The sequence below is a fragment of the Mesorhizobium sp. M1409 genome (assembly GCF_040317535.1).
In the GTDB taxonomy this organism is placed as follows: domain Bacteria; phylum Pseudomonadota; class Alphaproteobacteria; order Rhizobiales; family Rhizobiaceae; genus Mesorhizobium.
Window position 1 is genome coordinate 1 of record NZ_JAMYKV010000070.1, and the last position, 26736, is coordinate 26736.

General features: G+C 60.2%; 30 protein-coding genes and 1 pseudogene. 8 read left to right on the plus strand and 23 right to left on the minus strand.

Translation table 11 applies throughout. From position 1 onward, the window contains the following. Positions 1–117: 117 nt before the first annotated feature. From NKG99_RS32170 to NKG99_RS32180, 3 genes are read right to left on the minus strand one after another with little or no spacing between them, the layout of a single operon-like run. Entirely contained in the window at positions 118–564 is a 447-nt protein-coding gene (locus tag NKG99_RS32170) for a pyridoxamine 5'-phosphate oxidase family protein (protein WP_352873308.1), read from the minus strand. A gap of 11 nt (positions 565–575) precedes the next feature. Next, positions 576–1310: a phosphoribosyltransferase gene (locus tag NKG99_RS32175; protein ID WP_352873310.1), complete on the minus strand. Its 735-nt coding sequence runs from the start codon at positions 1308–1310 to the stop codon at positions 576–578. 3 nt (positions 1311–1313) lie between these two features. Beyond that, the gene (locus tag NKG99_RS32180; RefSeq protein ID WP_352873311.1) at positions 1314–1805 is read right to left on the minus strand and encodes a DUF2267 domain-containing protein; all 492 of its coding nucleotides are present in this window, start codon (positions 1803–1805) and stop codon (positions 1314–1316) included. Between the two features lie 59 nt (positions 1806–1864). Here NKG99_RS32180 and NKG99_RS32185 point away from each other — a divergent pair, with 59 nt between their 5' ends. Continuing rightward, positions 1865–2194 carry a hypothetical protein gene (locus NKG99_RS32185; RefSeq protein WP_502911071.1) on the plus strand — a complete coding sequence of 110 codons (330 nt, stop codon included), beginning with the start codon at positions 1865–1867 and terminating at the stop codon, positions 2192–2194. Here NKG99_RS32185 and fixJ read toward each other — a convergent pair. Both fixJ and NKG99_RS32195 read right to left on the minus strand, forming a co-directional pair. After that, on the minus strand, positions 2191–2805 hold the full coding sequence (fixJ, locus tag NKG99_RS32190) for a response regulator FixJ (protein WP_352873312.1): 615 nt from the start codon (positions 2803–2805) through the stop codon (positions 2191–2193). The genes NKG99_RS32185 and fixJ overlap by 4 nt on opposite strands. Further along, complete coding sequence (locus NKG99_RS32195) at positions 2792–4348, minus strand: PAS domain S-box protein (protein ID WP_352873313.1); 1557 nt, start codon at positions 4346–4348, stop codon at positions 2792–2794. Before NKG99_RS32195 ends, fixJ begins: the two co-directional genes overlap by 14 nt. Before the next feature lie 190 nt (positions 4349–4538). On the opposite strand from NKG99_RS32195, the gene NKG99_RS32200 reads away from it, so the two are divergent. Both NKG99_RS32200 and NKG99_RS32205 read left to right on the plus strand, forming a co-directional pair. Then, on the plus strand, positions 4539–5351 hold the full coding sequence (locus tag NKG99_RS32200) for a universal stress protein (RefSeq protein ID WP_352873314.1): 813 nt from the start codon (positions 4539–4541) through the stop codon (positions 5349–5351). Positions 5352–5580: 229 nt separating this feature from the next. Then, complete coding sequence (locus NKG99_RS32205; protein WP_352873315.1) at positions 5581–5850, plus strand: DUF6455 family protein; 270 nt, start codon at positions 5581–5583, stop codon at positions 5848–5850. Between the two features lie 136 nt (positions 5851–5986). Here NKG99_RS32205 and NKG99_RS32210 read toward each other — a convergent pair whose 3' ends face one another. The 9 genes from NKG99_RS32210 to ccoN form a co-directional block, all read right to left on the minus strand. After that, complete coding sequence (locus tag NKG99_RS32210) at positions 5987–6685, minus strand: CBS domain-containing protein (protein WP_352873317.1); 699 nt, start codon at positions 6683–6685, stop codon at positions 5987–5989. Between the two features lie 114 nt (positions 6686–6799). Beyond that, complete coding sequence (gene ccoS, locus NKG99_RS32215; protein WP_352873318.1) at positions 6800–6955, minus strand: cbb3-type cytochrome oxidase assembly protein CcoS; 156 nt, start codon at positions 6953–6955, stop codon at positions 6800–6802. Continuing rightward, complete coding sequence (locus NKG99_RS32220) at positions 6952–9240, minus strand: cation-translocating P-type ATPase (RefSeq protein WP_352873319.1); 2289 nt, start codon at positions 9238–9240, stop codon at positions 6952–6954. Before NKG99_RS32220 ends, ccoS begins: the two co-directional genes overlap by 4 nt. Continuing rightward, complete coding sequence (locus tag NKG99_RS32225; RefSeq protein ID WP_352873321.1) at positions 9237–9734, minus strand: FixH family protein; 498 nt, start codon at positions 9732–9734, stop codon at positions 9237–9239. The genes NKG99_RS32220 and NKG99_RS32225 overlap by 4 nt, the downstream gene beginning before the upstream one ends. After that, positions 9731–11296, minus strand: a complete 1566-nt coding sequence (ccoG, locus tag NKG99_RS32230; protein WP_502911073.1) for a cytochrome c oxidase accessory protein CcoG — start codon at positions 11294–11296, stop codon at positions 9731–9733. Before ccoG ends, NKG99_RS32225 begins: the two co-directional genes overlap by 4 nt. 183 nt (positions 11297–11479) lie before the next feature. Then, positions 11480–12343 (minus strand): cytochrome-c oxidase, cbb3-type subunit III, encoded by an 864-nt coding sequence (gene ccoP / locus NKG99_RS32235; RefSeq protein WP_352873324.1) that lies wholly within the window; start codon positions 12341–12343, stop codon positions 11480–11482. A 2-nt stretch (positions 12344–12345) separates the two neighbouring features. After that, positions 12346–12495 (minus strand): CcoQ/FixQ family Cbb3-type cytochrome c oxidase assembly chaperone, encoded by a 150-nt coding sequence (locus NKG99_RS32240; protein ID WP_023759205.1) that lies wholly within the window; start codon positions 12493–12495, stop codon positions 12346–12348. A gap of 12 nt (positions 12496–12507) precedes the next feature. After that, on the minus strand, positions 12508–13239 hold the full coding sequence (gene ccoO / locus NKG99_RS32245; RefSeq protein ID WP_352873325.1) for a cytochrome-c oxidase, cbb3-type subunit II: 732 nt from the start codon (positions 13237–13239) through the stop codon (positions 12508–12510). An 11-nt stretch (positions 13240–13250) separates the two neighbouring features. Continuing rightward, entirely contained in the window at positions 13251–14861 is a 1611-nt protein-coding gene (gene ccoN / locus NKG99_RS32250) for a cytochrome-c oxidase, cbb3-type subunit I (RefSeq protein ID WP_352873327.1), read from the minus strand. A gap of 247 nt (positions 14862–15108) precedes the next feature. Here ccoN and NKG99_RS32255 point away from each other — a divergent pair, with 247 nt between their 5' ends. Then, positions 15109–15522 (plus strand): hemerythrin domain-containing protein, encoded by a 414-nt coding sequence (locus NKG99_RS32255; protein WP_352873342.1) that lies wholly within the window; start codon positions 15109–15111, stop codon positions 15520–15522. Here the strand turns inward: NKG99_RS32255 and NKG99_RS32260 are convergent. Together NKG99_RS32260 and NKG99_RS32265 are read right to left on the minus strand one after the other, a co-directional pair. After that, positions 15519–16247, minus strand: a complete 729-nt coding sequence (locus NKG99_RS32260; protein WP_352873329.1) for a Crp/Fnr family transcriptional regulator — start codon at positions 16245–16247, stop codon at positions 15519–15521. The genes NKG99_RS32255 and NKG99_RS32260 overlap by 4 nt on opposite strands. Before the next feature lie 16 nt (positions 16248–16263). Then, positions 16264–16386: a hypothetical protein gene (locus NKG99_RS32265; protein WP_352873331.1), complete on the minus strand. Its 123-nt coding sequence runs from the start codon at positions 16384–16386 to the stop codon at positions 16264–16266. Here NKG99_RS32265 and hemN point away from each other — a divergent pair. Continuing rightward, positions 16385–17758 carry an oxygen-independent coproporphyrinogen III oxidase gene (gene hemN / locus NKG99_RS32270; RefSeq protein ID WP_352873332.1) on the plus strand — a complete coding sequence of 458 codons (1374 nt, stop codon included), beginning with the start codon at positions 16385–16387 and terminating at the stop codon, positions 17756–17758. The genes NKG99_RS32265 and hemN overlap by 2 nt on opposite strands. A gap of 13 nt (positions 17759–17771) precedes the next feature. On the opposite strand, the gene NKG99_RS32275 is transcribed toward hemN, so the two are convergent. From NKG99_RS32275 to nirK, 4 genes are all read right to left on the minus strand, one after another. Next, complete coding sequence (locus tag NKG99_RS32275; protein WP_352873333.1) at positions 17772–18203, minus strand: potassium channel family protein; 432 nt, start codon at positions 18201–18203, stop codon at positions 17772–17774. 95 nt (positions 18204–18298) lie between these two features. Further along, on the minus strand, positions 18299–18748 hold the full coding sequence (locus NKG99_RS32280; RefSeq protein ID WP_352873344.1) for a group III truncated hemoglobin: 450 nt from the start codon (positions 18746–18748) through the stop codon (positions 18299–18301). Positions 18749–18769: 21 nt separating this feature from the next. Further along, positions 18770–19642, minus strand: a complete 873-nt coding sequence (locus tag NKG99_RS32285) for an SUMF1/EgtB/PvdO family nonheme iron enzyme (RefSeq protein WP_352873335.1) — start codon at positions 19640–19642, stop codon at positions 18770–18772. A 71-nt stretch (positions 19643–19713) separates the two neighbouring features. Continuing rightward, complete coding sequence (nirK, locus tag NKG99_RS32290; protein ID WP_352873337.1) at positions 19714–20817, minus strand: copper-containing nitrite reductase; 1104 nt, start codon at positions 20815–20817, stop codon at positions 19714–19716. Between the two features lie 375 nt (positions 20818–21192). Between nirK and NKG99_RS32295 the strand changes: the two genes are divergently transcribed. Next, complete coding sequence (locus tag NKG99_RS32295) at positions 21193–21408, plus strand: DUF1858 domain-containing protein (protein WP_352873338.1); 216 nt, start codon at positions 21193–21195, stop codon at positions 21406–21408. On the opposite strand, the gene NKG99_RS32300 is transcribed toward NKG99_RS32295, so the two are convergent. After that, positions 21405–22109 carry a Crp/Fnr family transcriptional regulator gene (locus NKG99_RS32300; RefSeq protein ID WP_352873346.1) on the minus strand — a complete coding sequence of 235 codons (705 nt, stop codon included), beginning with the start codon at positions 22107–22109 and terminating at the stop codon, positions 21405–21407. The two genes, NKG99_RS32295 and NKG99_RS32300, sit on opposite strands and share 4 nt — an antisense overlap. 219 nt (positions 22110–22328) lie before the next feature. Between NKG99_RS32300 and NKG99_RS32305 the strand changes: the two genes are divergently transcribed. Together NKG99_RS32305 and NKG99_RS32310 are read left to right on the plus strand one after the other, a co-directional pair. Then, positions 22329–22769 carry a pseudoazurin gene (locus NKG99_RS32305; protein WP_352873339.1) on the plus strand — a complete coding sequence of 147 codons (441 nt, stop codon included), beginning with the start codon at positions 22329–22331 and terminating at the stop codon, positions 22767–22769. An 86-nt stretch (positions 22770–22855) separates the two neighbouring features. Beyond that, a complete protein-coding gene (locus NKG99_RS32310) occupies positions 22856–24061 on the plus strand; it encodes an NnrS family protein (protein ID WP_352873348.1) in 1206 nt (401 codons plus the stop codon). A 593-nt stretch (positions 24062–24654) separates the two neighbouring features. Here NKG99_RS32310 and NKG99_RS32315 read toward each other — a convergent pair. Together NKG99_RS32315 and NKG99_RS32320 are read right to left on the minus strand one after the other, a co-directional pair. Further along, entirely contained in the window at positions 24655–25107 is a 453-nt protein-coding gene (locus NKG99_RS32315; protein WP_502911072.1) for a U32 family peptidase, read from the minus strand. Between the two features lie 599 nt (positions 25108–25706). Then, positions 25707–26618 (minus strand): annotated as a pseudogene (locus NKG99_RS32320) (radical SAM protein); the annotation flags it as partial. Positions 26619–26736 lie beyond the last annotated feature (118 nt).

Genomic DNA, 26736 nt, shown 5'->3' on the forward strand with positions numbered 1-26736 from the left:
GCTGCTGTGTGGGGTCGCGCGGGTTCTTTTTGGCGTTATACAAAGAAATGGCTTGAAACAACGGGCCGGGCTATTGCCGCGGGCCTTTCCATTTCTTGCAACGAATCGATGGAACGACTACTCGCCGGCTTCTCGTCCGGACACCTGTTCAATCAAGATCCGGAAGAAAACGTGCGGAGCGCTGTCCGAAACGGGAGGCGAGACCGGCTTCAATGCGCCGGGCTCCCACCAGTCGGTATGTTTGCTCAACATCGACCACGCATGATCGCGTTCGAGTTTGTGGCCAATTCGATCCGGCAACTCTTCGTATCGGCCGTCGGCAACGACGCTTCTCCACCCTCGGCCTTGGCCATGTTCGTCGACCTGGACGCATACCAGCGGATTGGCTCGCATCCATTCGATCTTCTTGCCAGGCATGGAGAACGCGTAAAGATGCGCATCGGAATGAGCGTAGTAAAGAGGTACGACGTAGGGCTGCCCATCCTTCGCGCACGCCAGGCGGCCAACACGATTGGCCGTCAGCATTTTGGTACATTCCAAGGCGGAAAGCGTGCGGATCAGCATGACGTGATCTCCTATTTCTCTCGGTCATTCTGTGGGATTGATTTCGTGGCGGCTTTTGAACCGTGGCCGGTGGTCTGTTGCCCGCTTCGGTGTTGCCTGCTGATTTTCGACCGAACAGCCTCATCCATAGCAGCGACAACGTCGCTGTCGGAGAGTTGAGGAAACCTTCGATAGTGGTAGCCCAAGGCGCGGAACTGTCCTGGCTGACTAAGGCAAACGACGCGGTCCGCTTCCCGCGCCAGTTCGGCAACAGTCTCCTGTGGTGAAACAGGAACAGCCACGATGATTTCCCGTGGTGACCTACGCTTGAGGGCGCGGATCGCGACCTTCATGGTCGTGCCGGTCGCGGCACCGTCATCAACGATGATCACGGCCTTTCCAGCGATCGACAACGGTCTGTTCTTACCTCGATAGGCAACGCGCCGACGTTCCAGTTCGGGACGTTCTTTGGCGATCAAGACACGTAGCGCGTCTTCGTCGAGTGAATAGGTCTCGACGATCTCACGATTCAGCACGACCTCTCCGGGGTCGCCATCGACGATTGCGGCGACAGCCAGCTCGGGATTGCCTGGGGCGCCTACCTTCCGGACAATAAGCAGGTCAAGAGGGGCGTTGAGAGCTTTGGCCACTTCCACCGCGACAGGCACGCCGCCACGCGGCAATGCCAGCACAACAGGCTGATGCAGTTGAAGCTTGCTCAGCTCCAGGCCAAGCTTCACTCCAGCGTCCTCCCGGTCGCGGAACATCGGTCAATCCACGGGCCACAATTTTCGAAGCGACTTCTTCATCGAGTTTCTGATCCGCACGATCTCACCATGCGATATATGGCGGTCGAGCAACTTGAACACCGCGTTGATCGCGACGTCGAAATCAACCTCGTCATCATAGCCGAAACTGTTTCTGACACTGACGACAAAGTCGTGCTTCTTGCGCTCACTCGCAGGTGCCGACGGGTTCCAGCCTTCGAAGTAGATGCCGCGAACCAAAACAGGCAGCTGCGCGGAAAGATCGGCCATTTCCTCTGGCGACAGCCAGTCCCGCACCGTGTGCAGAACGGACCGCAAGAGGCGGCACGCGCTCGGTTCGCTCCAGCAGAGATCCTTGGCGAGCTCATTGACCCACTGCTGCGCCTGCTGGGCAGCGTGGCTGAAACTGGCGAAAGAGGTATGGGACATCTGGCTCATCAGGGTACTCCTTGACGTTTTCATCGTCCTCCTGAAGCGTTGAAGGCGTCCGCGCATTGCGCCGGATCAATTGGCCTATCTCAATTCGAGGTGAGCCGACGCTCTGTGGAGCGTCTTTGATCACGATCAAGGGAAGGTGGCGTCTTGCGGAAAGAGGTTCAACAATTCCTGAAATGATCCAGGTCAAAGCGCGCCGGGCTGTTTCCGTCAAAGATAAGACGATGTGGGAGCCAATCTCAAACGCACCGTTTGGTCGGGACCTCGAACTGGCCGTCTTCGATGACGAAGGGGAGCATGCGCTCGTATTTCCCTGCACAAAGGGACGGGAGGGTTGGAAAAACGCCGCGACTGGCGTCCGTGTTGACATTCGCCCGACCCATTGGCGCGATTGGGAGCCGGGTAGGGAGGCCGCAGGCAACGGCAACGCCTTCGGAGACCGTCCCTAGGGTCTGGATTCGACGATCAATGCCATGCGTACGAGATGCGACAGGCTGCTCGCCTGCATTTTGCTCATGACATTGGCACGATGGATCTCGACCGTGCGCGGGCTGATGCCCAGATCATAGGCGATCGTCTTGTTTGGCAGACCGGAGACGAGTCCGTCCAGCACTTGCCGCTCCCGCTCCGACAATGTCGACAGACGTCCGTTGATTTCCGCGGATTGTGGATGCGCCGCAGGCGCCTGGTTGCGGTTGGCCAACGCGGAGCGGATCGCGTCGATCAGCATCTCGTCGTCGAACGGCTTTTCGATGAAGTCGGAAGCGCCTTCCTTCATCGCCTGAACGGCGAGCGCCACATCGGCATGGCCCGTCATGACAATCACCGGAAGTGTGTGTCCTCGGGTCCTGAGTTGGCGCAGGAACTCGATGCCATCTATGCCCGGCATGCGCACGTCGGTGACGATGCAGCCGTCGAGACTACTCGTCGACATCGATAGAAAAGCCGTGGCTGATTCGTGCAGGCGCACTGCAAAATCTGCTGTCCCTAGGAGAAAACCGAGAGACTTGCGAACGTCCACGTCGTCGTCGACGACATGAACCAGATCACTGCTGGCCATTTGTGACCTCTTCTTTCTCCACGATGCGCAGGGTAAACCGGAAAGCGGTTCCGCCGGTCGGTATTGCCTCTGCCCATATGTGACCGCCATGCGATTCAACGATGGTGCGGCAAATCGAGAGCCCGACACCCATGCCCTGCTTCTTGGTGGTGACAAATGGCTGGAAAAGCTGGGCCGAGACCTCCGGCGCGAGGCCTGCGCCCGTATCGATCACGCTCACCTCGGCCATCCCGTCATCCCGGGCGACAGTTGTGACCTGCAACTCGCGGCGCGGCGCGTCCTGCATGGCCTCCACCGCGTTGCGCATGAGATTCAGCAAAACCTGCTGAATCTGGATGCGGTCAGTCAAGACAAGTTCGGCGGCGGGGTCAAGTTTGTAGCTGACGAGGACATTTATCTCCCTGGCACCAACCAGGGCCAGGGACGAGGCTTCCTCGATCAGTGCCGGCAATCGTTCGACCTGACGCTCGCTTTCGCCTCGTGCGACGAATTCCCTCAGATGACGAATGACGTCTCCTGCCCGCAGGGCTTGCTCAGCTGCCTTTTCCACGGCATCCCGCAGCATGGGCGCGTTCTCTTCCGTGCTCTTATCGAGCAGCCGACGACTGCCCTTGAGGTAGTTCGTGATGGCGGTAAGCGGCTGGTTGATCTCATGTGCAAGCGTTGAGGCCATTTCGCCGAGTGCGGTAAACCGTGCCATGTGCAGCAGTTCCTGCTGCTGCTCCTGGATTCTTGCTTCAGCCCGGTGGCGTTCGGTCAGGTCGCGGCAAAAGCCGGTAAAGAAGCGCCCGGTTCCGGGATGCATCTCGCCCACGGAAAGCTCCATCGGGAAGATAGAGCCATCCTTGCGCATACCGGTGACGGTGCGGCCTACCCCTATAATCCGGCGCTCTCCCGTCGTCAGGTAGCGAAGCAGATAGGCATCATGCTCGTCGCGGTAGGGCGAAGGCATCAGCATTTTTACGTTTTGACCAATGACTTCGCCTGATTGGTAGCCGAACAGAGCCTCGGCAGCGGTGCTGAAGGATTGGATGTCGCCCTGCTCATCGATGACAACCATTGCATCTGGCACTGTAGCCAGGATCGATCGCAAATGGTCCTCACGCAGCCGAAGCGCGGCGTTCGCAAAGGAGAGCTCGCTGACATCCGTGCCTTCAATGAAGATCGCGGTGATACGGCCATCGTCGGCCTTGATAGGCTGATAGACGAAATCCAGGATGCGCTCTTCAATCGGCCCGTCGTCGATGTTGCGAAGGCCGACCTTCACGCCTTGGCCCCTATAGGGCTCGCCAGTCTTGTGCACATGGTCCAGCTGTTCGAAAAACCCTTGGCCTTCGAGTTCGGGAAGGGCCTCGCGCACCGATTTTCCAATCACCCGCCTGTGGCCGATCAGCCGTTGGTAGGCGGCATTGGTCAGTTCGAAGACATGATCCGGCTCACGCATCAGAGCCATGAAGCCCGGAGCCTGCTCGAACATTTGCGACAAAACTGATTTCAGCATCGTCCCGCCGGTCGACAAAATAAGCGCTTCGTCCTGACTCACCTGAGATCCCTGGGTTCGAGACGCCTGAACGAAGGCTACCTATCACTTGTCTCCATACACGCAAAAACGGATCGAGCCCGACTTTTTCGGATGCGGATGCGATTGGCGGGTCTTTGACGCGCATCAAGGCATCAGACGCTGGCGAATGCAATTCATCACGCATTCCATCGTTTCAGCGAAAGGCCCGGCAATGTCCTACAAGTCAATCATTGTAAACCTCGCCGTCGATGGGCCTCCTGCACCTATTATAAGGGTGGGGATCGAACTCGCGGAACGATTTGGAGCCCGTCTTATCGGCTTGGCGGCAGCGGATGTCCCGCCCCTGGTCGCGACAGGCGACGGCATGGTCTACGAAGGCGAGATCATGCAGATCCAGCGAACGGAAATCGAGAAACGGCTTGCCGAACTGCGTGCCGAGTTCGAGAGGCTGGTTCCTGCTTCGATCTTTAGCGAATGGGGCCAAGCCATCTGCGGCCCGACTCGGTTCCTCAGCGTTTCGGCCAGGGCGGCCGACCTCATCGTCACCGGTGGCAGGGATGGAGACAACGTCTTTCGCGCCGTGGATATCGGCAGCCTTGCACTCGGTGCCGGCCGTCCGGTCCTGGTCGCCGCGAGCAATGGCGAACACGTCCTTGCAAAAACTGTCCTGGTTGCCTGGAAGGACACCAGGGAGGCACGGCGGGCGATGGCTGATGCGTTGCCTTTCCTGGCCAAGGCTAGCGAAGTCGTGGTCGCCACGATCGATACCGATCGCGACGAGAGCATTCGCGACAGCCTTGCCGATGTCGCGGTCTTTCTGGAACATCACGGCATCATGGCACGAACCGAGATGTTGGCCGGCGAAGCCGACGGCGACCGGTTACTGACATTCGCGCGCTCGATCCATGCGGACCTCATCGTCTCGGGCGCCTACGGCCATAGCCGCTTGCGGGAATGGGCGTTTGGCGGCGTGACCCGCACGCTGATCGAAGAGAGCGGCATTAGCCGCTTCATGTCGTATTGATGATAGGCGAAGCCGACCGGCGATCCGTCTGGCCAGACGACGTCGCCTATTGGTCCGGACAAGTTGGTTGTCGGTCAACGGCCATTTCTCGACCGTCTTGTCGCAAAGGTCTAGCGTCCCAAGCTCCCGTTTAGGCTCAGGCATTGGCAACGATGCCGCCTGTTGATCGAGATCAACGCGAGCCGACCGTCAATATGGAAATGATGGCCAGTGGGCAGGAGTGATCCGCATGACCTTTCTCGATTACCTGATTTCAGTTGATGCCAGGACCGTCTTGATGGACCGCATGATGCGGAAGCTGGGCGTCGACAGACAGTTGAAAGTCGTACCCGACCATGCAGCCGTCACCAACCGGGCGGTGGACCGCTGCCGTTCCTGTGGCCACCAAGATGAATGCTCGATTTGGCTCGATGAACACCAGCAAGCCGATAGTCCGCCAGACTACTGCCGCAACCGGGACTTGATCGCGCGGCTGCAGCATGCGACCGGACAACGCTAAAGCGCCGAGCGCTCAGGCTGAATCGAAGGCTTCATTCAATCTTCGTCGTCATTCTCGACCATTCGCTATCGAGCGAGCGATATTGATCCTGGGGCCGACAGTTTGCAACGCCAAGCCCGTCGGGCTCGTCCAGCCGCTACGAAACAAGGATGACGGACAGCGGATCGGCGCAAAAGAGATCATCCCTGACAGCCTTGACGCCGGCGACATTTTCGGCGGCGACGATGGCTGCCTGGCGCTCGCGTTCGTCGAAGATAGCGCCGCTGAGTTTCACCACGCCCTCGTTGACCATCACGTCGATCAAGTCGCTGCCGGCCCATTTCCGCGCCATAAGCTCGGCAATGATGCTCTGACGGATCTGTTCGTCGTCGATGACCGTAGCAGCCCTGTCCGGAAGGACGCTGAGCAATGCCCGCAGAAGATCAGAGCGGGTGATGATGCCGACGACTTTCCCATCATCGACGACCGGAATGCGTTTGACGTGGTGGCGTGTCATGAGCTCGACGATCTCGGCGAGCGATGAGTCAGGGGATGCCGTGACGACATCCTGTGACATCACCTCCTCAACCCGCCGGCCATTGGTGCGGACATATTCATCGGCCGCCTTTCCAGGGCTGACGAGAAATTCCAGCCAGCGTGGGCGCTTGCGCTGCGTGCCCAGTTCTCCCCGACGCAGGAATTCACCCTCGCTGACGATCCCCACCAGTACGCCGTCGCTGCGAATGACGGGGAAGCCGCTGATCTTTTTTGAGAGCATCAGCCCGGCCGCCTCGGCGATCGATGCAGCCGGGTCCATGCCGACGACCGGCTTCGTCATTATGGCTTCGGCTCGCATGTTCGCTCCTCGGATATCTATCCTTGACTATCCAGATCTATGCGCTGCGCGCTTTGATCTGGGTCATTTTCCGGAGCCCCATCCGCATCGGCGCCTTGGGTGGCACCGTCGGAGTCAGCCCTGCGGCTTGTCGTCCCGGTCGATCAGGATCCGCTCGGCGGCTCCATCGAGATCTTCGTATTGACCGCTTCTCAACGCCCACAGAAAGGCTCCCAGTCCAAGGGCACCAAGGAAGAGGGCCACGGGTATGAGGTAGGCAAGGGTCGTCATTGGAGTTGTGCCAACTGGCTGACGCCGTGGCGCCCGTCCTGTCGTGCATCTTGCGCCGCTGCGTTCGACGCAGAGCCTTGCAGACGCAGAGCATTTCCGATCACAAGCAGCGATGAGGCGGACATGGCGATCGCTGCGATCAGTGGCGTAACGTGCCCCAGAATGGCGATCGGAACGGCGACAGCATTGTAGACGATGGCGATCGCGATGTTCTGGCGGATCAGGCTTCCCGCCTTGCGCGAGACGTCCAACGCGAGAGGCACTGCCGCAAGGCTTTCACGCAAGAATACGAAATCGGCGGCATTGCGGCCGATGTCGGCCGCGGTGGCCGGCGCTATCGAGACATGCGCGGCGCTCAGTGCCGGCGTGTCGTTGAGGCCGTCGCCAACCATCAGAACCCGGTGTCCGTCTCTCGCCAGGGTTTCGATGCATTCGACCTTGCCGGACGGCAGCAGGCACGGAACGAATTCGTCGATACCCAGCGTTTTCGAGACTTCGCCGCAGGCGCCTGCTGTATCGCCCGACAGCATCCGCACCGACACCCCGGCATCGTTCAATCGCTCGATCGCAGCCCTGGCGTCGGCACGCGGCGCATCCTCGAAATCGAAGGTCGCGACAATGATCCCGTCTTTCGTCAGAACCGTCCCGCCATAGCCATGTCTGCCTTCGCCGCCGGTGCGGGCTTTCCATCCAGCCCATCCGCGTCGACCCAGCCGCCAGATGTTTCCGGCGGCAGCGGCCTCGATGCCGAAGCCCGGGTGCTCGGTGACGGCATCGAATTTGCTCTGCCCGCCAGGCGAGGCAAAGCCGGCTATGGCCTTTGAAAACGGATGGCGCGAATGCGCGGCCATGTCGGCTGCGATTGCCAGCGTCGCCGGATCGATCGACGACGCATTGACGAGCCGGGGCTTTCCGAGCGTGAGCGTTCCGGTCTTGTCGAAGACCGCGGTATCGATCGTCGCCAGACGCTCCATGGCCGAACCGTCCTTGACCATGATGCCGTGCTCGAACAGGCGTCGCGCGGCGACCACTTGAACGATCGGCACGGCGAGGCCGAGCGCGCACGGGCATGTGATAATGAGAACGGCAATGGCGATGGTTATCGCCCGGTGCCAGTCGCCGGTCACCGCCATCCAGCCAAGGAACGTCACGAAGGCGGTAAGATGAACCACCGGAGCATAAAGCGCTGAAACGCGATCGGCGATCCGGCGATAATGTGCCCGGCCGCCCTCGGCGGCCTCCATCAGCCGAACCATTTCCGCCAGGAACGAATCCTTCGCGTCGGCTGTCGCCTTGATCGTCAGCGAGCCGGTAAGGTTAAGCACGCCAGCCTGCACGGGTTCGCCTGGCGCCACGTTTCGGGGCGTGCTTTCGCCGGAAACCAGCGAGCAGTCGAGATCCGACGCCCCCCGAATGATCTTGCCGTCGACGGGAATCCTTTCGCCGGCTGCGATCAGCAACTGCATTCCTGGTTCGATCTCGCTAACCGGCAGGTAGTCGCGCGCACCGTCGGCGCGCAGCACCATTGCGCCACGCGCGGCCAGCTGCGACAGGCCTTTCACGGCGGTCCGGGCGCGCTCCCGCATGACGTGATCGAGCGTTCGGCCGATCAACAGGAAGAACAGCAGCGACACCGACGCGTCGAAATAGGCGTGGTCGCCATGGGTGATCGTCTCGTAAAGGCTCATGGCGTAGGCAAGCGACACGCCGACCGCGATAGGCACGTCCATGTTCATGCGGCCGTGGCGCAACGCATTCCAGGCCGAGCGGAAGAAGATGCCGCCGGCGAAGGCTAGCGCGGGGATGGCGATCAGTGCCGAGACCCAGTGGAACAGGTCGCGTGTCGCGCCTTCGGCACCGGACCAGACCGAGACCGAAAGCAGCATGATGTTGCCCGCCGCAAACCCCGCAACCGCGACGGCACGGATCAACTCCGAAAGAGTCTTGTCCTTGTCGTCGATCTCCGGGTCGAACAGATGCGCCTGGTAGCCCAGCTGCCCTAGCGCGACGACGAACGGTGGAACCTCGCCCCCGCGCCACCGGACCGAGACCCGTTTGGTCGACAGGTTGACGCGAACGGCCTCGACGTGATCGAGTTTTCCCAACGCCGTCTCGATGGTCTGGATGCAGGCGCCGCAGTGAACAGTCGGTACGGAAAGGTCGGTCTGACGAAGATCATCGCCAAGCGATCGGCTCGCCAGCCTGATTTCCTGGCTGGATGGCAGGACCGAGGTGGCGCTAACCAAATCCAGGGCCATTTCGGCGCCCGGCGCGCAGCAGCTCATTTCAGCGCTCCATGGGAAATCATGATCCTGCGCACGTCGCGATATGGTCTTGCCAGACCGGCATCGGCGTCGATTTCGACGATCCAGACACCGTCCTTCGGCATATGCTGGGCGGCGAATTCCTGACCCGAGGCGAGGGCGAGCTGGATGGACTCATCCTCTTTCTCGTAAGCGGGATGGCGAAACAGCACCTTGACGCCGTGCAAGGGAACCGGCGTGCCGGAGGCGTCGGTGAGGCTGTAGCGGATTTCGCCCCATGCCATGGTCAGCTTGCCGGTCCAGCCGAGGGCTGCCTGCGCGCGCCCTTCCTCGGCCTTCCTGTTGAATTGCTGGCTGGCGACATAGGTGTTTTCGACGACAAGGCCGGTCCAGCTTATGTTGGCAAGCGTCGCCATCGTCAGATTGACCGCGATGACCACGCCGAAAAAGGCAAGGATGATGGCCAACATGTGCCTGCCGGTGAATTCGCGGGATTTTCGCGTGGTGGCGCTCATCTGGCGATCTCCTGTGCGTTGAATGTGGCGGTGTATTCGTTCGACTCGAAACTCGCTTTGTCCTCGACCCGAAATGTGAAGGTCTGCGCTTCGCCATGGATCTGATCAGCAGGCAGGCGCACGAAAACCTTCAACATCTTCAGCCGGTCGGGTTCGACCTGGATCGCAAAAGAGCGACCGGCGGGGAGGTCGACACCGACGATGCTCATCTCTGCGCCTGGCAAACCCCCAAGGGTGACGATGATCGTTCTTGGTTCGGGGATCATGTTCAGCAGCTTGACGGTGTAGCCATTGCGGATGGAGCCGTCGGACAGCGTCACGAATTGCGGGTTGCGGTCGTGCAAGACATTGATCTCGAGCCGGTCGCGCGTCAGCAGCGAATAGAGCAGACCCAGGCCTATTAGCGACCACATAGCCATGTACACGTATGTGCGCGGGCGAAAGATCTTGCGGATGTGGAAATGAGCCACCCTGTCCGAGAACACGCCGTCATCCGTTCTGACCAGCGACGGATTGACTGAACCGGAGCCGCCCGCGGTCGCCAGCATCATGTTGGCGTTGTAGTCGGAGAGGGTCGCGTAGGAGATCAACCCGCGCTCCTTGCCGAGCTTGTCCATGACGCCGTCGCAGGCGTCGATGCAGAGCGCGCAGGTGATGCATTCGAGCTGCTGGCCATCGCGAATGTCGATCCCCATCGGGCAGACGGCGACGCAGGCATTGCAGTCGACGCAATCGCCGACTGGCTGCCCCGCGGCTTGGACCTTCTTGGCATGACGCGTGCGCGGTTCGCCGCGCCAGTCATTGTAGGTGACGGTGAGCGAACTTTCGTCGAGCATGGCTGCCTGGATGCGCGGCCAAGGGCACATATAGGTGCAGACCTGTTCGCGCATCAGGCCGCCGAACGTATAGGTCGTCGCCGTCAGCACGGCGACGGTGATGTAGGCGACAGGCGCCGCGGTGCCGGTGAAAAGTTCGCCGAGCAAGGTCGGCGCATCGGCGAAATAGAATATCCAGGCACCGCCGGTCGCCGTACCTATGATCAGCCAGATGGCGTGTTTCGATACCCGCAGTGCGAGCTTGCGAGCGCTCCAGGAGGCGGCATCGAGCTTGATGCGCGCATTCCGATCACCCTCGATGGCCCGCTCGACGACCAGGAACAGATCGACCCACACGGTCTGTGGGCATGTGTAGCCGCACCAGGCACGACCGATAGTCGACGTGATCAGGAAAAGACCGACCCCAGCCATGACCAGAAGGCCGGCCACATAGTAGAATTCCTGCGGCCATATCTCGATGAAGAAGAAGTAGAAACGTCTGTTGGCGACATCGAGCAGCACTGCCTGGTCAGGGGCAAACGGGCCACGGTCCCACCGCAGCCACGGCGTCAGATAATAGATACCAAGCGTGACCGCCATCACCAGCCATTTGAATTGGCGAAAGCTGCCCGAGGCCCGCTTTGGGAATATCTTCTTGCGCGCGGCATACATTGGCTGGCGCACCTTGGCGGAGTTGACCGCCTCGGCTTCGAGCCTTTCTACCTGCGTATTGTCCAGCACATGCATCTCCACTCGTGCGAGCCGCAATTTGCCCATGCCTGAGCCGCCAGCGCGGGAAAGTCTTGCCGCAGGGCAGGGCCAGGCGCGTTGATGCAAGTCAAATCGGGGTGCCGGAACGCAAATCGAGGCCCGGCTGAGCCGGGCCTCGTCGCTTGGGCGGTGAAGGGATGGGAATAGGCCCCCCGCTTCCTATTCTCCGCCGCCAAGCGAATGCACGTAGACCGCCAGCTCCTTGACTTTGGTCTCGCCTAGGCGCCCACCCCAGGCCGGCATCACGCCTTGTTTCGGCGCGCGGACCTGGGTGGCGATGGCTGCCTCGCCGGACCCATAGAGCCAGATGGCATCGGTCAAATCGGGGCCGCCGAGCTCCTTGTTGCCTTTTGCGTTGTCGCCATGACAGGCGACGCAATTTTCGGCAAAGACCTTGGCGCCGGGCACCACCGACGTTTGATCGCTGACGGTTTCGGACAGGCTGGCCACGTAGGCGCTGACCTGTTTGATCTGGTCGGCGGTGATGATGTCGCCAAAGGCTGGCATTTCCGAAAGGCGCGTATCCGGATCGGAAGCGAAGCGGATGCCATGCGTGACCGTCTGCTGGATCTGATCCGCCTTGCCGCCCCACAGCCAGTCGTCGTCATTAAGGTTGGGGAAGCCCTTGGAGCCCTGGGCGCCGGAGCCATGGCACTGCACACAATTGACTTTGAACGCGGCACTGCCGGCGGCGACGGCGAATTCGCGTAAGGTATCGTCCGCCGCGATCTCCGAAACACTCTTCGACTCGATCGCCGCGACATATTTCCCCTTCGCCGCTTCAGCCACCGACAGCTCGTTCTTGACTTCGTTACGGCTCGAATAGCCGAGCACGCCCTTTGTTGCCGAATGCAGCAAAGGCCATGCCGGATAGGCGATGGTGTATCCGATCGCCCAGACAATGGTGATGTAGAACGTGATGACCCACCAGCGCGGAAGCGGGTTGTTCAACTCGCGGATACCATCCCATTCGTGGCCAGTGGTTGAAACACCAGAGATTTCATCGATGTGCTCGTCGCTCATGATCACTCGTCCTCAAGGGGAATCCGGGCAGCTTCGTCGGCGAGCTTGCGGCTGCCGGGGCGTAGGGCAAAGGCGATCGCGCCGACAAAGAACAGAGCCATAGCGACCAGACCCCAGCTGTCAGCGAACTCCCGCATCAAATTGTAATCCATGGATAAAACTCCTCAGCGGTAGCCGGCGGCTTCGTCGTAGTTCTTGAAATCGACCAGCGTGCCGAGCATCTGGAGATAGGCGACGAGGGCATCCATTTCGGTGACCTGTCGCGGGTTGCCGTCGAAGTCGCCGATCTTGGCTTTGGGGTAGCGGGCTTCGAGGCCGGATGTGTCGGCGTTGGGATCAGCCTGCGCCAACAGATCGGCGTTCGCGTGTGCGATCATGTCATCGCCGTAGGGGACGCCGACACGCCGGTTGGCGACCAGGTGCGTTGAGAAGTCCTTCACCTCGATCGGTGTGTCCTTCAGGAACGCGTAGCTCGGCATGATCGATTCAGGCACCACCGAACGAGGATCCGTGAGGTGCTCGACATGCCATAGATTGGAATAGCGGTCGCCAACCCGGGCGAGGTCCGGGCCGGTACGCTTCGATCCCCACTGGAAGGGATGGTCATACATCGACTCGGCCGCCAAGCTGTAATGCCCGTAGCGCTCGACCTCATCACGGAACGGTCGGATCATCTGGCTATGGCAGAGATAGCATCCCTCACGCACATAGATGTTGCGCCCGACGAGCTCGAGCGGCGAGTAGGGCCGCATGCCTTCGACCTTCTCGATCGTATTGTCGAGGTAGAAGAGAGGTGCGATCTCGACGATGCCACCCACGGTGACGACGAGAAGTGAACCTACGAGAAGAAGCGTGGCGTTCTTCTCGATCAGCGCGTGTTTGTCCATCAAGCCCATTTTCTGGCTCCTTATTCGGCAGGCTGAAGGGCGGGAACGGAGCCGGGCATCGGCTCTTCCTCGCGCTGGTATCCAAGGATGGTCATGGCGATGTTCCAGGCCATGATCAGGGCGCCGGAGAGGTACATGGCTCCACCGATTGCGCGCATCACATAGTAGGGGTGCATGGCGGCGACCGTTTCGGCGAAGGAGTAGACCAGGAAGCCCTGCTCGTCGTATTCGCGCCACATCAGGCCCTGCATGATGCCGGACACCCACATGACCGAGGCGTAGACGACGATCCCGAGCGTCGCCAGCCAGAAGTGCCAGGTGACCAGCCGCAGCGAATAGAGACGGTGACGGTTCCAGAGCTTCGGCACCATGTAGTAGAGCGCGCCGAACGAAATCATGCCAACCCAGCCGAGTGCGCCCGAATGGACGTGCCCGATGGTCCAGTCGGTATAATGCGACAGCGAGTTGACCGCCTTGATCGACATCATCGGACCTTCGAAGGTCGACATGCCGTAGAAGGCGATGGCCATCACCATCATGCGAATAATCGGATCGGTGCGGAGCTTGTCCCAGGCGCCCGACAGCGTCATCAGGCCGTTGATCATGCCACCCCATGACGGCATCCACAGCATGATCGAAAACACCATGCCGAGCGTCTGCGCCCAATCGGGTAGGGCGGTGTAGTGCAGGTGATGCGGCCCGGCCCAGATGTAGAGAAAGATAATTGCCCAGAAATGGACGATCGACAGGCGATAGGAATAGACCGGCCTGTTTGCCTGCTTGGGTACGAAATAATACATCATGCCGAGGAAGCCGGCAGTCAGGAAGAAGCCAACGGCGTTGTGCCCGTACCACCATTGCGTCAGGGCGTCCTGGACCCCGGAAAAGGCCGAGTAGCTCTTGGAACCCAGGAATGAGGCCGGCATCGACAGGTTGTTGACCACGTGCAGCATCGCGATGGTGACGATGAAGGAGAGGTAAAACCAGTTGGCGACGTAGATGTGCGGCTCCTTGCGTTTCAGGATCGTGCCGAGGAACAGGATGAGATAGGCGACCCAGACGATGGTCAGCCAGATATCCACATACCATTCGGGCTCGGCGTATTCGCGGCTCTCGGTAATGCCGAGCAGGTAGCCGGTCGCGGCCATAACGATGAAGAGCTGGTAGCCCCAAAACACGAACCAACCGAGATCGCCCCCGAATAGCCGGGCGCGGCAGGTGCGCTGGACGACATACAGGGACGTGCAGAGCAGCGCATTGCCGCCGAAGGCGAAGACGACGCCCGACGTATGCAATGGCCGCAGACGACCGAAGTTGAACCAGGGCTGAATGTTGAGATCGGGATAGGCAAGCTGCAGCGCAATGACGACGCCGACCAGCATACCAACGACGCCCCAGAACATGGTGGCGATGGCGCCATAGCGGATTGGCCCATCCATGTAGGCGGACGGGTCGATCGGAGCTGCCACTTTGAAATTCGTGTTGCGGATGAGGATGGCGACAAAGCCGAGCAGCACAAAGAACAGCACCCACATATGCTGCCGGAATGGCTCGTCCACACCGAACCCGGCTGCCACAAGAGCCCCAAATGTGAACAGGCCCAAAGCGAAGATTTGCGTGCCGAACTTCATGACCTGTCCCCGACCTCCGATTCCGATGCGCGGACGCCAATCCGCTTGACACCAATTCAGCAGTCGCGTTGTCGCCGCCTTGATCCATGTCAAAGCCCAGTGCTTTCGGATTGGGCAGCGTTGGTCCGCAAATGACTGGAGGTCGCCGTTGACCCGGAAGAATGGGCAGGGATCGTCGCTGTTCGAAGCAGGCGATGGAAATCCCGAACCAACTGATCGATCCGGAGACGTGGTCCCGGCCGCGGTGATGAAGCGCGCGCACAGGGAAAAGCTGCAACTCTGCGATGCTTTGGAGAGAATTGCAGATGCCTTGCCCAGCGTCGATCGCCTGAAATGCCTCGGCACGGCCAACGCGATCATTCCGCTGCTGCGCGACATTCATCGATACGAAGAGACGGCAATCTTCCCCGCCTACGAGGAGGCCGTGGTCGGCAATACGAACCTTGCCTCAACCCGGCGACTGCGGGCCGAACATGTGGAAGATGAATGCTTTGCCGATGAGGTGACCGAAATTCTGCTGGCCATCGGTCATGGCGAGACAGTCGAGAACCCCGAGGCCATCGGTTTCATGTTGCGCGGCCTGTTCGAGAACTTGCGCCGGCACATCGCATTTGAACGCGAACATGTCCTGCCGATGATCGGGATCGGAGACGCGAGCTAGGCGCCGGAGCGGCGCTCAAGCCGGCCAAGGCTTTCGACTTCCACATGCCGGTTGTTCTCGATCCGGATGACCCCGTCCGTTCGCAGCCTGGTCAGCTGGCGGCTGACCGTCTCGATCGTCAAGCCGAGGAAATCGGCGATGTCGGCACGCGTGAGCGGCAGATCGAAGCTCGTTGCGTTGGTGTCTGGATCAAGAGTTGGGTCAATGTTTCTGGCGATCATCAGCAGAAAGCTGGCCACCTTTTCCGAGGCACTCTTGCGTCCCAAGGTGACCATCCAATCACGCGCCTCGTCAAGTTCGTTCAGCGTCTGCCTGAGCAGGCGATGCTCGAGTTCCGGTGATTCCTTCATCATCCGTTCGATAGCGGACTTCGGAAAGGAGCACAGGGACACGGCTGTTGCCGCTTCGGCGTTGATGGCGCTTTCGACCTTGAAAGGCCGACCCAGAAAATCGGGCGCGAACTGGAGGCCCACGATCTGCTGGCGCCCGTCCGAAAGGCTCTTGGTCAGCTTTACCACACCGGACAGGACGTTTGAAAAGCTGTCGACGGTTTCAGCGTCACCCACCAGCTCCGCACCGGGCCCAACCTCTTGCTTCGACGAGGCCTTGGCCAGTCCGACCAGTTGGTCCGGGTCGAGCGCACCACAAACACCGCGATGCCGTGCCTCGCACGACTGGCAAAGCACTGGAATGCCGGCACTGTGAACGTCCTGTCTAATGGTCATTTTCATGGGCTCGAGATCAAAGTGCCGGCAAGATACCACCGCTGCCGCGAGAAAATGTTGCGTCAGTTTGTCCTTGCAGCAGGCCGCCTTGATTGAAATCAAGGTTCAGGCACTTCGCTATTTCTAGATTGCCGCTCATGCAGACTACAGCTGCCAACGACATACAAGCAAATCCGACCGTCGCGGCGGGCGAAAACGTTCCGCGCTATACGAGCTATCCGACCTCGCCGCACTTTCACGCGGGGATCGATGCCGTAGTGGTTCGCAGCTGGATGGACGCGATCGAGGGCGATGACGAGATATCGTTGTACCTGCATATTCCCTATTGCGACAAGCTGTGCTGGTTCTGCGCGTGCCATACCAAACAGACCCGTCACTACCAACCGGTGGCTGCTTATCTTCGCTCGCTGCACGCGGAGATCGCGACGGTAGCCCGTCTTGTCAGCGGCAAGGGTCGTGTCCGCGCCGCGCACTTCGGCGGCGGCTCGCCAACCATGCTGAGACCCGACGATATGGTGGCACTGGGAACTGTCTTGCGAGACTGCTTTGACTTTCTTCCGGATGCAAGAATCAGCGTTGAGATAGAACCCAACGACATGGACGAAGCGCGCCTCGATGCGCTCGCCGAAATAGGCATGACGCGAGCGAGCCTCGGCGTGCAGGATTTCGATCCGAAAGTGCAGAAAGCGATCAACCGCGAGCAAAGCTTCTTGCAGACCAAGGCGGTCGTCGACGGCGTTCGTTCGCGCGGCGTCGAATCGGTCAATCTGGACCTGCTTTACGGCTTGCCGCATCAGACCAGGGAAAGCGTCTGTTCCACCGTGGCGCAGGCGCTGACTTTGGAACCGGACAGAATGGCGCTCTTCGGCTACGCACATGTGCCCTGGTTCAAGAAACACCAAACCATGATCGACGAGGCGTGGCTGCCCGGTCCCACGGAACGGTTTGCTCAATCGCAACTGGCGGCACGGGCGATCGTGGAACGGGGATACGAAGCAATCGGCCTCGACCATTTCGCCAAACCGGGCGATGCCCTGGCGCTCGCGGCCCGCGCGGGAACCCTGCGCCGGAACTTCCAGGGTTACACGGAGGATCGCTGCGAAACATTGATCGGGCTGGGGCCATCGTCCATCAGCCAGTTTCGGCAGGGCTATGTGCAGAACATGCCTTCGACCAGCGAATATGGACGCCTTGTTGCTAATGGCGGGCTGGCGGCTGTCCGCGGTATCGCTCTTTCCGACGACGACCGTGTTCGCGGCTGGATCATCGAGCGGCTGATGTGTGACTTCGCCTTCTCGGCGATCGAACTGGTGGAGCGCTTTGGCGAAGCCGGCCAAAGGCTGCTGCTCAAGGCAAGTTCCACCGCCCTACGGGAACCCAAAAGGTTGCTTGAACTTGATGGCGACAGTTTCGTCGTGCCGGCGGAAAGTCGCCCCTTTGTCAGAAGCATCGCGGCGAAGTTCGATAAGTATTTCGAAACCGGCAAAGCCAAGCATTCGGCAGCGGTTTGAGCATCGGCTCGGGTCAGAAATGCTCCCCGGCCTTGAACGGGCCGATGCGGGTGCCTGCCGCGATCAGATAGGCGGTCGACCAGCCGATAAGCAAGAACCCGTTCACGCCCTCGAGCGCCGCCAGGACACGCCACGCGTGAGCGGGCACGATGTCGCCATAGCCGACGGTCGAAAAGGTAATGGTCGAAAAATAGAGCGCGGTTTCGAAGTCGGCGAAGATATCAAGCAACCTGTATAGGCCTGCCCAGAGCCAGACCTCCACGGTCATGACGGCAAAGAGCCCCATCACCACGCTGATCATAGCGACGATACGGCTGCGGCGTCCGTGCATACGAAACCGCGCGACCAAGTATCCCATCGCGTGCGTAACGGCGATCAGACCAAACGTGTGAACCAGGACCGTCAGGCTTATGACGATCGTGCCAATGAAGAGATTGAGAGCCATGCAACGAAATTAGGAATTCCGAGGACACTTTCCTTGCGCAAAATCAAATCTGTCGCTGGCCTTTGAGGCGCCGGCCTTGTTTCGCCAAAGCCAGCCTATTGGCTGCCGCCTGTCGTGAGGGGAGTGAGGCGAAAGAACATCGCGAGTTTCAAGCTTGTCGCTATCCGTTCGGCGCGGTCGACGAACACCGCCGCCGTTTCCGGGGCGAAGAGTTCGGCTGCCGTTTGACCGAACAGGGCCTGCCAGATCTCGAAGTCGGCCTCCGTGACATCCTTGAGCTTGAGGTGCGCCGGCACCGGTCGTCCGTGATAGTTGCCGCTCTTCAAGATGACCGAACACCAGAAGTCCGTCATTTTCTCGAGATGTGGCTCCCAATCGCCGGTGATCTCGCGTGCGAAAATCGACCCGAGCCGCTCGTCGCTCCTGACCTTGGCATAAAATTCGCGGACCAGCTTTGCGATAGATGCCCGGTCAACGCCGGTGTGGTCCAGAGGCTGTTCCGCGACGGGGCGTGCGCTATCGGCCAAATCTGATTTCAACGTCATCATGCACTCTTGTTCATGTTGTCAGGAAAATCCCAGGCGCCGAAGCGTGGCCCGCACAAGACTGGGCCGATCGCGGACCAGCCGGAAACCCAGATTGTCGGGCGGGGTGCCGACCGCGCAACCGCCGCTCTTGCCGTCGCGAATGAAGTTCGACATGTAGGTGCGGTGGAAGCCCTCCACCGCGTGCACTCCGCAATTGTCGATCGAACTCGCAACGCCCACGCCGTCGCTGGCCATGGTTGCATGGACGTAGCACGTCGAGGTCCATTCCCAGATATTGCCCGCAACATCCGCCACTCCCTTGGAGTTGATACCAAAGCCCCCCTGGCCCCTTGGTTCAGGATCCGGCTTGCGCCCAAGCGCCGTTTCGGTGCGGTATTGAGCGAGCCAACGCAGCGCCGGGTTGTTCGGGTCACTTTCATCACTCTCTATGTCGCCCCGGAATCGTTCGCCGGCGGCATAGGCCCACTCGACGTCCGTCGGCAGCCTCCATGTCTCGCCCGTGCGGGCTGACAGCCAGGTCGCATACGCTTCGGCATCCATGTGGCTCACGCCGGTAACGGGAACGTTGCCGATCTTGCGTGAGTCGGCAAGTTTGCAGACGCCATCAGCCACACAGCGGCCGTAGTCCGACACGCTTACCTGATATTTCATGATTTCCAGTGGCGTATCGATGGTTTCCCTGACGACCGGTGCCGCGACCGGATGGCTCTCCCTCAGGAATTCACCCGGTTGCGGATGGTCAAACGACCCGGTCGCAAGAACAACCAGTTCGCTTGCGCCGAGTGGCCGAGGAGACTCCGGAGAACCGCTGTCGAGCGCTTGGGACAGGCCTAGCCCGATCAGCGCTGCGGCCCCAATTGCTCCGAAGGTGAAGACAGGATCGAAGGACATGGCATCAAGCCCGCCGCGAGTGCGCCCCTTCGTCTTTGCCGAAGGGTTGCACCGAGGCTCGGATCTCCCGTCTACGAGGCAATTGCCTTGGGCGCTTCGACCTGCGTCATCAGATCGTCGTCCCAGGTTCCTTCGACCGTGAAGTGCGCGGTCGCTCCGAGTTCGACCGCCTCGATCAGATTGTGGTTCACATAGGCATAGATGCCCGGCTGCAAGAAGGTGTAGAGTGCCGAACCTGCCGACCCGCCACGGATGAACCAGGTTTCCAGATCCTTGGCCGGCGGGTTGGCGAATTTGCCCTGTTCCCAGACATAGTCGCCATGACCGCCGATCAGGTGCGGTCGGGTATCGCGATTAGCCTGGGAATGGACGATCAGAACGGTTTCGCCGACCTTGGCCTTCATGGCGTTCGCGCCGGTCAGCGATCCTGCCTTGCCGTTGAACACGACATGGGTCGGGATCAGCCCGCGCATGACCTTGACGGTGTCGTCGTAGTTGTCGCCGGCCGAGTCGTACTTCTTGAATTTCCCCTGCTCGTCGCGCGGGATGTAGAAGTCGTTCTCGCCAACATAGTAGATGTGGTCGTAGCTGATCGGCTTGCCCTTGTCGTCCTTGAGGCCGTCGCGCGGCAGCACCATCACAGCCCCGCTCATACCGGACACGACGTGCCACGGGATCATCGCTCCGCCAGGCGCGCAGTGGTAGACGAAGGTTCCCGACCGGGTAGCCTTGAAGCGCAGCGTGACCTGCTCGCCGGGATTGACCAGCGTCAGTCCGCCGCCACCCAGCGCGCCAGTCGCGGCGTGGAAATCGATGTTGTGGGCGAGCGTATTCGTGTCGGGGTTGATCAGCGTGAGCTCAAGATAGTCGCCTTCATGGACAACCATCAATGGGCCAGGGATCGACCCGTTGTAGGTCATCGCGTTGAGCTGCGTGCCGTCGGCGTCGATGACCATCGGCTTCTCCTCGATCGTCATCGTGAATTCAACGACCTTCGGGCCGCTCTTGGCGACCTGATCGTGGGCGTGGACGAATGGCGGCGCGGCCAACGTCACCTTTTCACGCGGCAACCCCGCAACTTCCTTTGCGTTTGCCACTACCGGCATTGCGCCAATCGTTGCAACCGCGGCAGCGGTAAGGACAGATCCTAACAAAGCTTCGCGTCTCGTGAGCATTTCCGTCTCCTTTGGCTTCACCCATTTGATGGCGCTAAAATAGCCTGATTGCGTGGCCCGTCTTTGCGTTGGCGCAAATCCGAATCCAGCGAAGGACAGGCCGATATGGGCCGTTTTGCACGTGGCATCGTTGGAGAGAGGCGCCCGGCCGAGTGGCGAGTTTGCCGCTTGCCCTGTTGATTGTTGCGTAACTGCGACCGTTTGGAGGGGTTGCGGAGGATTGAAACCAGTCTCCCGCCGCCGGCATGACGGTTAGCCTCTCTTTGCGCGACCATTGCACAAGGCGAGATGAGAACGGGTGCCTCTTTGTCCAAGCGCAACGAACAACACGCACCGCGGCGGCAATGTGTTTACTTGCAAGCTGGGACAACTGGCATGAAACCGCGGTTCAATGACGACGCAACAATGGACGCAATTATGCGAGGCTGGCCAGCGACCAACAGGGCCATTCTCCAACTCGGCATGCTTTGCGTCGGCTGCCCGATTGCCTCGTTCCACACAATATCCGACGCAGCACACGAGCACGGCCTGAGAGAGGAACTGCTGCGCAGCGCGCTCCAGGCCGCGATCGATCGAAAAGACGCGAATTAGTTTTCGTCCGTGCGCCCTTCGGCGAGTACGAGCAGGCGGTGCGGCTCGACAACGGTCACCTTCTGGCGCCCGCTTTTGACCAGACCCTTTTCCTCCCACGACGAGAGCAGCCGGCTCACCGTATGGAGCGTCGTTCCTGTCATCTCGGCGATATCCTGGCGTGAAATTGGGAAATCGATCAGGATACCTTCCTCGGTCTTCCTGCCTGTCTGCTTAACCAGCTTGAGCAAGGCATGGGCGACGCGTTGATCGACCTGTTCGGTGGACATCTCGATGACACGTGTGTGGGCGTCTTGCAGCCTGCTCCCCACGGTCTTGTAGGTGCTGGCGCCAAAACTCGGGAAAGCATCGGCGAATTTCGACCAGAAATGGCCTGGCCAGGCAAGCACGACGCAATCGACGGCGCAGATTGCACTGGCCGGATAAGTGGTGAGGCCTATCGCGTGGGCGATGCCCATTAGTTCGCCAGGGCTAATGTACCGCACGGTTATCTCTTGCCCATCGGCTGTTGTTTTCACGACACGGACGTGTCCATCGAGCAGCAAGAAAAAAGCGTGCGCTTCCTGCTCCTGCTCGAACACCGGCTGGTCCTTGGCAATCCGCAACGACCGGGCTTGGCCGATCATGAAGTCAAGATCCGTCGGGGCTATGCCCTGAAAGGCAGACAGCCCGGCAATCAGCGAGCGATCCAGGCGACTCACCTGCATTTCCCCTTCCAAGTTTTGACTGTCATCAGTTCATGTTTTCCAGCCTCACAATGTCATGGGCGACCAACGCGCGGCAAGCGGCACTTGCCGCGGCCTTTTTTCTTCGATTCTCAAATCGAGTTTGCGCTGCGTCAAAGTCCCAATACCGGAGCCGGCCTAAAAGAACCGCAGCGGTGAACACCGTCGACAATAATCGGACAGAAAGGCAAGATCATGAGATACGCAACCATCGTCGCTGCGCTCGCGGCGACAGTATTGGCCGGGGCTGCCCAAGCGGCCGATCACCAGGTCCAGATGCTCAACAAGGGCGAGAAAGGCGTTATGGTCTTCCAGCCCGACTTCGTCCAGGCAGCACCTGGCGACACCGTCACCTTCGTGCCGACCGACAAGGGCCACGATGCTGAAAGCATCAAGGGCATGCTCCCGGATGGTGTCGAGCCCTTCAAGGGCAAGGCCGGCGAACAGATCACGGTCAAGCTCGACAAAGAGGGCCTCTACGGCGTGAAATGCACGCCTCACTACGGGATGGGTATGGTGGCCCTGATCGTGGTCGGCAAACCGGTCAACCTCGAACAGGCCACAACCGTCAAGCAGCCGGGCAAGGCGAAGAAGGTGTTCGAGGCATTGCTGGCTCAAGTTCCAGCAGGCAATTGAAGGCCGAGAATATCTCGCTTTGAAAATCACGGAAACCTTGCGGCAGACACAACCTGCCCGGGGTTTCCATCTTTGAAATGCACGCCATGGCAATTCCACGCACGCGGCCGGGCGCCTATCCGGCAGTTCTGTCTTACGGTTTCCGGCCGTTCTTTCTTCTCGGCTCGCTCTATGCTGGAGCGGCTATCCTGTTGTGGCTGCCCTTGTTTTACGGCCGCCTCGAAACCTTCAGCGTCTTCCAGCCAATCGATTGGCATGTCCACGAGATGCTGTTTGGCTATCTTGCGGCGGTCGTGACAGGGTTCCTGCTGACCGCCATTCCGAACTGGACCGGACGGCTGCCGGTGCAAGGCCTGCCCCTTCTGGCACTCGTCCTTTTGTGGCTTGCGGGTCGCTTCGCCGTATTCTTTTCGGTCGAGACCGGCTGGCTCGTCGGAGCCGCGATCGACTGCGCCTTCCTCCTGGCTGTCGCCACCGCCGCCGCGACCGAAATCATCGCGGGTCGAAACTGGCGAAACCTCAAGGTGCTGCTGCCTGTTGCCGTGCTTCTGGCAGCCAACGTGATGTTTCATGCCGAAGCGCACTACGGAGGCGTCTCGGATATAAGCCGCCGGCTCGGGCTCGCTGCCGCGGTCGTTCTCATCATGATCATAGGCGGACGGATTGTTCCCAGTTTCACCCGCAATTGGTTGGCGCGCGAAAATCCAGGACGTCCGCCCGCCCCATTCAGCCGTCTCGACGTCGTGACGATCGCTCTCTCCGGGACCGCATTAATGGCATGGGCTGTTTTTCCCGGGAGCGCCTGGACGTGCGCAATGCTGATTGCCGGGGGAGTCCTCAACACTATCCGGATCATACGCTGGGCTGGCTATCGCACGTTGCGTGATCCGCTGGTGCTGATCCTGCATGTCGCGTTCGCCTTTGTGCCACTCGGCTTTCTTCTCGCCGGCCTGGCAATCATTCTTCCCGAGACGATCCCACCGGTAGCAGGCATTCACGCCTTTGGCGTGGGAGCGGTGGCGTGTATGACGCTCGCCGTCATGACCCGCACCACGCTTGGACATACAGGCCGCGAATTGCGCGCTAGCATCGGTGTATGCACGATCTTTGTCGTGATTGTGCTTGCCGCCGTTTTTCGCCTGTGTGCGGCGTTCGCACCTGGGGAAGTGATGCTCCTTCACATATCGGCCGCCCTATGGGCGGCAGCTTTTCTTGGCTTTGCGGTCCTGTTTGGCGGCATGCTCGTTCGACCAAAACTACGGGCGCGACAACCGACCAAAGCGCCCGTTTGACGCCTGGCTGCTGGTACGACCAGCCGCATGCGGGCTCCGCCACAATGGCGAGATCATCAAGCCTGCTGCTCCTCGATGTACCTCAAAGTAGCCAGGCGCCTGATCGCGCTCGTTGCAAGGATTTGGCTCGGTCGCGGTCGGCCTCAAGGCGAGGGTGTCGCCCGCATTGACGTAAGACTCGCCCGCGAATTCGCAGAATGCATCCAGGGAACCAGGCGGCCGGCTTCCGATCGAGTTGGTTGTTCCGAGCGGAGAGGCAATGAGCTGTTGTGCAAGATTTCGCGCCCCCGCCGCCAGATCGCAAAGCACTGGCCTGTCATCTTCCCTTCGAAACCGAGCATACACGTCGAGACGGGTCGCGATCTGTTCCTCCATCGCCGCAAAATCCCGGGAGCCGGCAGGCGCTGCTCCCGACTCACGATGGGAAAGGAATGCACGCCGGCGTTCAACTCGCGGAATACGGGCGTGCTCCAGTTTCTCCCTCGCCATCTGCTCGGCGGTGGCTTGCACGGTCCGATACGGTCACGATTGCGATCTGGGTCATTTTTCCGTTCAAGGTCCGCCTTCTTCAGATCGAAGTGGTCGCGCTTTCTTCAGATCGAAGTGGTCGCTTGCCATCCCGGCTTGCCATGGAAGTATCCCTCGACCAGCGACCCGGGCAGATCAAGGCAAGAAAGGACAAAGCGAGCACCCTTGGGGTCCTCGGTCCCGCCTAGAAGCGATTTGTAGGTCTTCGCCACCTCGACCATGTCGCAAGTGTGGGGAGACAGGCGGATGCGGCCGACGCCTTTCGAGGCGAGATCGGTGGGTGTGTGGCAGAAGGCCTGCATCTGGTTAGAGAGAGTCTGCACGCCATTGACCGCCAGGAAAGGCTGGTCGTCGAGGGTTTCGACTGCCAGGCCATCCGGGTCTTTTTCGCAGGTGAACTGGCAGGAATCCTTGTGCAGGCCATGAATGCGGGCGTGGTAACATCGGCCCGACAGTGCAAGCGGCAGCCGGCCGAAGACGAAGACCTCGAACTCCGCGCCGGGACACGCGCCGGCCATCCCACCGACCGCGGCAAGCGACGGCGAGGATGAGGTTGGCTCAGCTTGTCCCGGATCGACAAGCCGAAAACATGAACCTATTTGTCTGCTTATTCCGCGAATGAAAGGGTTCTTTGCGCTGCCGCAAAGACTCGCGTTTTTGATGCCGAATATGTCCGACGCTAAGATATCGCCGCGGTTTGCGATTGATCGGTCGATCCCGTCGATCGGCTATGCGGCGACCGTGGGAGATTCGAGTCTGGCGACACCAGTGAGCGAAATGTCCGAGCCATATTGATTTGAATCAATGCGGGCGCCTGAGATCATGAACTCTTTCAAAATCATCAGTTTATCGAAGAGGTCGCCCTTTGGCCGATATTGTCTCCAGGCTTGTCAGGGAATGCAATCTGAGACGAAGTAGGGGTGTTGATTTCCCGACGATCTGGCAGGGCACGTTGAAGAGTCATTCATATGTCGCGGGCTCACCGATTCAGGGATGGAATGAGGAGGGGCCTGTCCTCAAAGTTCCCCTGATTACGGGTCGCCACCTCATATTTGGCGCTTCGGGATTTCGCCTCGACTGACCTTACGGGATTTCCTTGCCGTATCCGTCTCGACCGGCGTCTCAGCCGGCCCGCTTCCCGCGCCTCGACGAGGTCGTCTCCAGGCAGTGCGAAGTGGTCGAGGCCGATCTGCCTGTAGCCCGCGGCGACCAGCGTCTCGGCAATCGCTTTGGCCTGGTCGTTGCGCGCCGCAGCATCGGGCAGGGCGTTTTCGTCGATCATCCTCTGGTGTTTCTTGAACGTCGGGATGTGCGCGTAGCCGAACACGGCAAGGCGATCCGGGAGCATGGCGATTGCCGCATTGGCAGTGTCGACGCAAGACTGCACTGTCTGGTGCGGAAGGCCATAGATCAGATCGAAATTGATGCCACCAACACCGGCGGCGCGAAGACGGTCGGCGGCCTTGGCAGTCTGCTTCTCGCTCTGGATCCGGTTGATCGCCTTCTGCACCACGGGATCGAAGCTCTGGACGCCGAGGCTCGCCCGGCTGACACCAGCGACGCCCAGCGCGTCGGCCATTTCGGCCGTAAGCCCGCGCGGGTCGATCTCCACGGCGATCCCCGTCAGGTCGGAAAATGCGGAATGCCGACGCATAAGGGCCATCAGCACAAGGAACTCCGTAGGGGAAATTATAGTTGGCGTGCCGCCGCCGAAATGTACTTCGGCCACCGGCAGGCGGTTGGGAACTCGCGCGCCAACCAGGTTGACTTCTTCGCCTAGCACGCCGAGGTAGTCGAGGATCGAGCGGTCCTTCCGGGTTATCGTCGTATGGCAACCGCAGTACCAGCACATCGACCGGTAGAACGGGATGTGCGGGTATAGCGATACGGGATCGCTGGCTGGCAGGTTCCCCAGCCAGTTTCCATATGCGTCGCCGCCGACCGCCGACGAGAACCGCAGCGCCGTCGGGTAGCTTGTATAGCACGGCAGGCGCGCCTCGCCATATTTATCCAGAATTGAAGGTTGCACGGAGCTCTCCCGCCAATTGATGCTTGGCCACTCCTAGTACCTCTGCACAGGGATTATGACTCTTTGGCCGTTGGCTTTGGATAGGCCTTGGCCAATTTAAGGCGCGCTTGTTCGGTTG

Excerpts from the sequence above, each read along its gene's own strand:
- NKG99_RS32170 (WP_352873308.1), bottom strand. The coding sequence starts at position 564 with ATGCTGATCCGCACGCTTTCCGCCTTGGAATGTACCAAAATGCTGACG.
- NKG99_RS32175 (WP_352873310.1), bottom strand. The coding sequence starts at position 1,310 with ATGTTCCGCGACCGGGAGGACGCTGGAGTGAAGCTTGGCCTGGAGCTG.
- NKG99_RS32180 (WP_352873311.1), bottom strand. The coding sequence starts at position 1,805 with ATGCGCGGACGCCTTCAACGCTTCAGGAGGACGATGAAAACGTCAAGG.
- fixJ (WP_352873312.1), bottom strand. The coding sequence starts at position 2,805 with ATGGCCAGCAGTGATCTGGTTCATGTCGTCGACGACGACGTGGACGTT.
- NKG99_RS32200 (WP_352873314.1), top strand. The coding sequence starts at position 4,539 with ATGTCCTACAAGTCAATCATTGTAAACCTCGCCGTCGATGGGCCTCCT.
- NKG99_RS32205 (WP_352873315.1), top strand. The coding sequence starts at position 5,581 with ATGACCTTTCTCGATTACCTGATTTCAGTTGATGCCAGGACCGTCTTG.
- NKG99_RS32210 (WP_352873317.1), bottom strand. The coding sequence starts at position 6,685 with ATGCGAGCCGAAGCCATAATGACGAAGCCGGTCGTCGGCATGGACCCG.
- ccoS (WP_352873318.1), bottom strand. The coding sequence starts at position 6,955 with ATGACGACCCTTGCCTACCTCATACCCGTGGCCCTCTTCCTTGGTGCC.
- NKG99_RS32220 (WP_352873319.1), bottom strand. The coding sequence starts at position 9,240 with ATGAGCTGCTGCGCGCCGGGCGCCGAAATGGCCCTGGATTTGGTTAGC.
- NKG99_RS32225 (WP_352873321.1), bottom strand. The coding sequence starts at position 9,734 with ATGAGCGCCACCACGCGAAAATCCCGCGAATTCACCGGCAGGCACATG.
- ccoG (WP_502911073.1), bottom strand. The coding sequence starts at position 11,296 with ATGCATGTGCTGGACAATACGCAGGTAGAAAGGCTCGAAGCCGAGGCG.
- ccoP (WP_352873324.1), bottom strand. The coding sequence starts at position 12,343 with ATGAGCGACGAGCACATCGATGAAATCTCTGGTGTTTCAACCACTGGC.
- NKG99_RS32240 (WP_023759205.1), bottom strand. The coding sequence starts at position 12,495 with ATGGATTACAATTTGATGCGGGAGTTCGCTGACAGCTGGGGTCTGGTC.
- ccoO (WP_352873325.1), bottom strand. The coding sequence starts at position 13,239 with ATGGGCTTGATGGACAAACACGCGCTGATCGAGAAGAACGCCACGCTT.
- ccoN (WP_352873327.1), bottom strand. The coding sequence starts at position 14,861 with ATGAAGTTCGGCACGCAAATCTTCGCTTTGGGCCTGTTCACATTTGGG.
- NKG99_RS32255 (WP_352873342.1), top strand. The coding sequence starts at position 15,109 with ATGAAGCGCGCGCACAGGGAAAAGCTGCAACTCTGCGATGCTTTGGAG.
- NKG99_RS32260 (WP_352873329.1), bottom strand. The coding sequence starts at position 16,247 with ATGACCATTAGACAGGACGTTCACAGTGCCGGCATTCCAGTGCTTTGC.
- hemN (WP_352873332.1), top strand. The coding sequence starts at position 16,385 with ATGCAGACTACAGCTGCCAACGACATACAAGCAAATCCGACCGTCGCG.
- NKG99_RS32265 (WP_352873331.1), bottom strand. The coding sequence starts at position 16,386 with ATGAGCGGCAATCTAGAAATAGCGAAGTGCCTGAACCTTGATTTCAAT.
- NKG99_RS32275 (WP_352873333.1), bottom strand. The coding sequence starts at position 18,203 with ATGGCTCTCAATCTCTTCATTGGCACGATCGTCATAAGCCTGACGGTC.
- NKG99_RS32280 (WP_352873344.1), bottom strand. The coding sequence starts at position 18,748 with ATGACGTTGAAATCAGATTTGGCCGATAGCGCACGCCCCGTCGCGGAA.
- NKG99_RS32285 (WP_352873335.1), bottom strand. The coding sequence starts at position 19,642 with ATGTCCTTCGATCCTGTCTTCACCTTCGGAGCAATTGGGGCCGCAGCG.
- nirK (WP_352873337.1), bottom strand. The coding sequence starts at position 20,817 with ATGCTCACGAGACGCGAAGCTTTGTTAGGATCTGTCCTTACCGCTGCC.
- NKG99_RS32295 (WP_352873338.1), top strand. The coding sequence starts at position 21,193 with ATGAAACCGCGGTTCAATGACGACGCAACAATGGACGCAATTATGCGA.
- NKG99_RS32305 (WP_352873339.1), top strand. The coding sequence starts at position 22,329 with ATGAGATACGCAACCATCGTCGCTGCGCTCGCGGCGACAGTATTGGCC.
- NKG99_RS32310 (WP_352873348.1), top strand. The coding sequence starts at position 22,856 with ATGGCAATTCCACGCACGCGGCCGGGCGCCTATCCGGCAGTTCTGTCT.
- NKG99_RS32315 (WP_502911072.1), bottom strand. The coding sequence starts at position 25,107 with ATGGCCGGCGCGTGTCCCGGCGCGGAGTTCGAGGTCTTCGTCTTCGGC.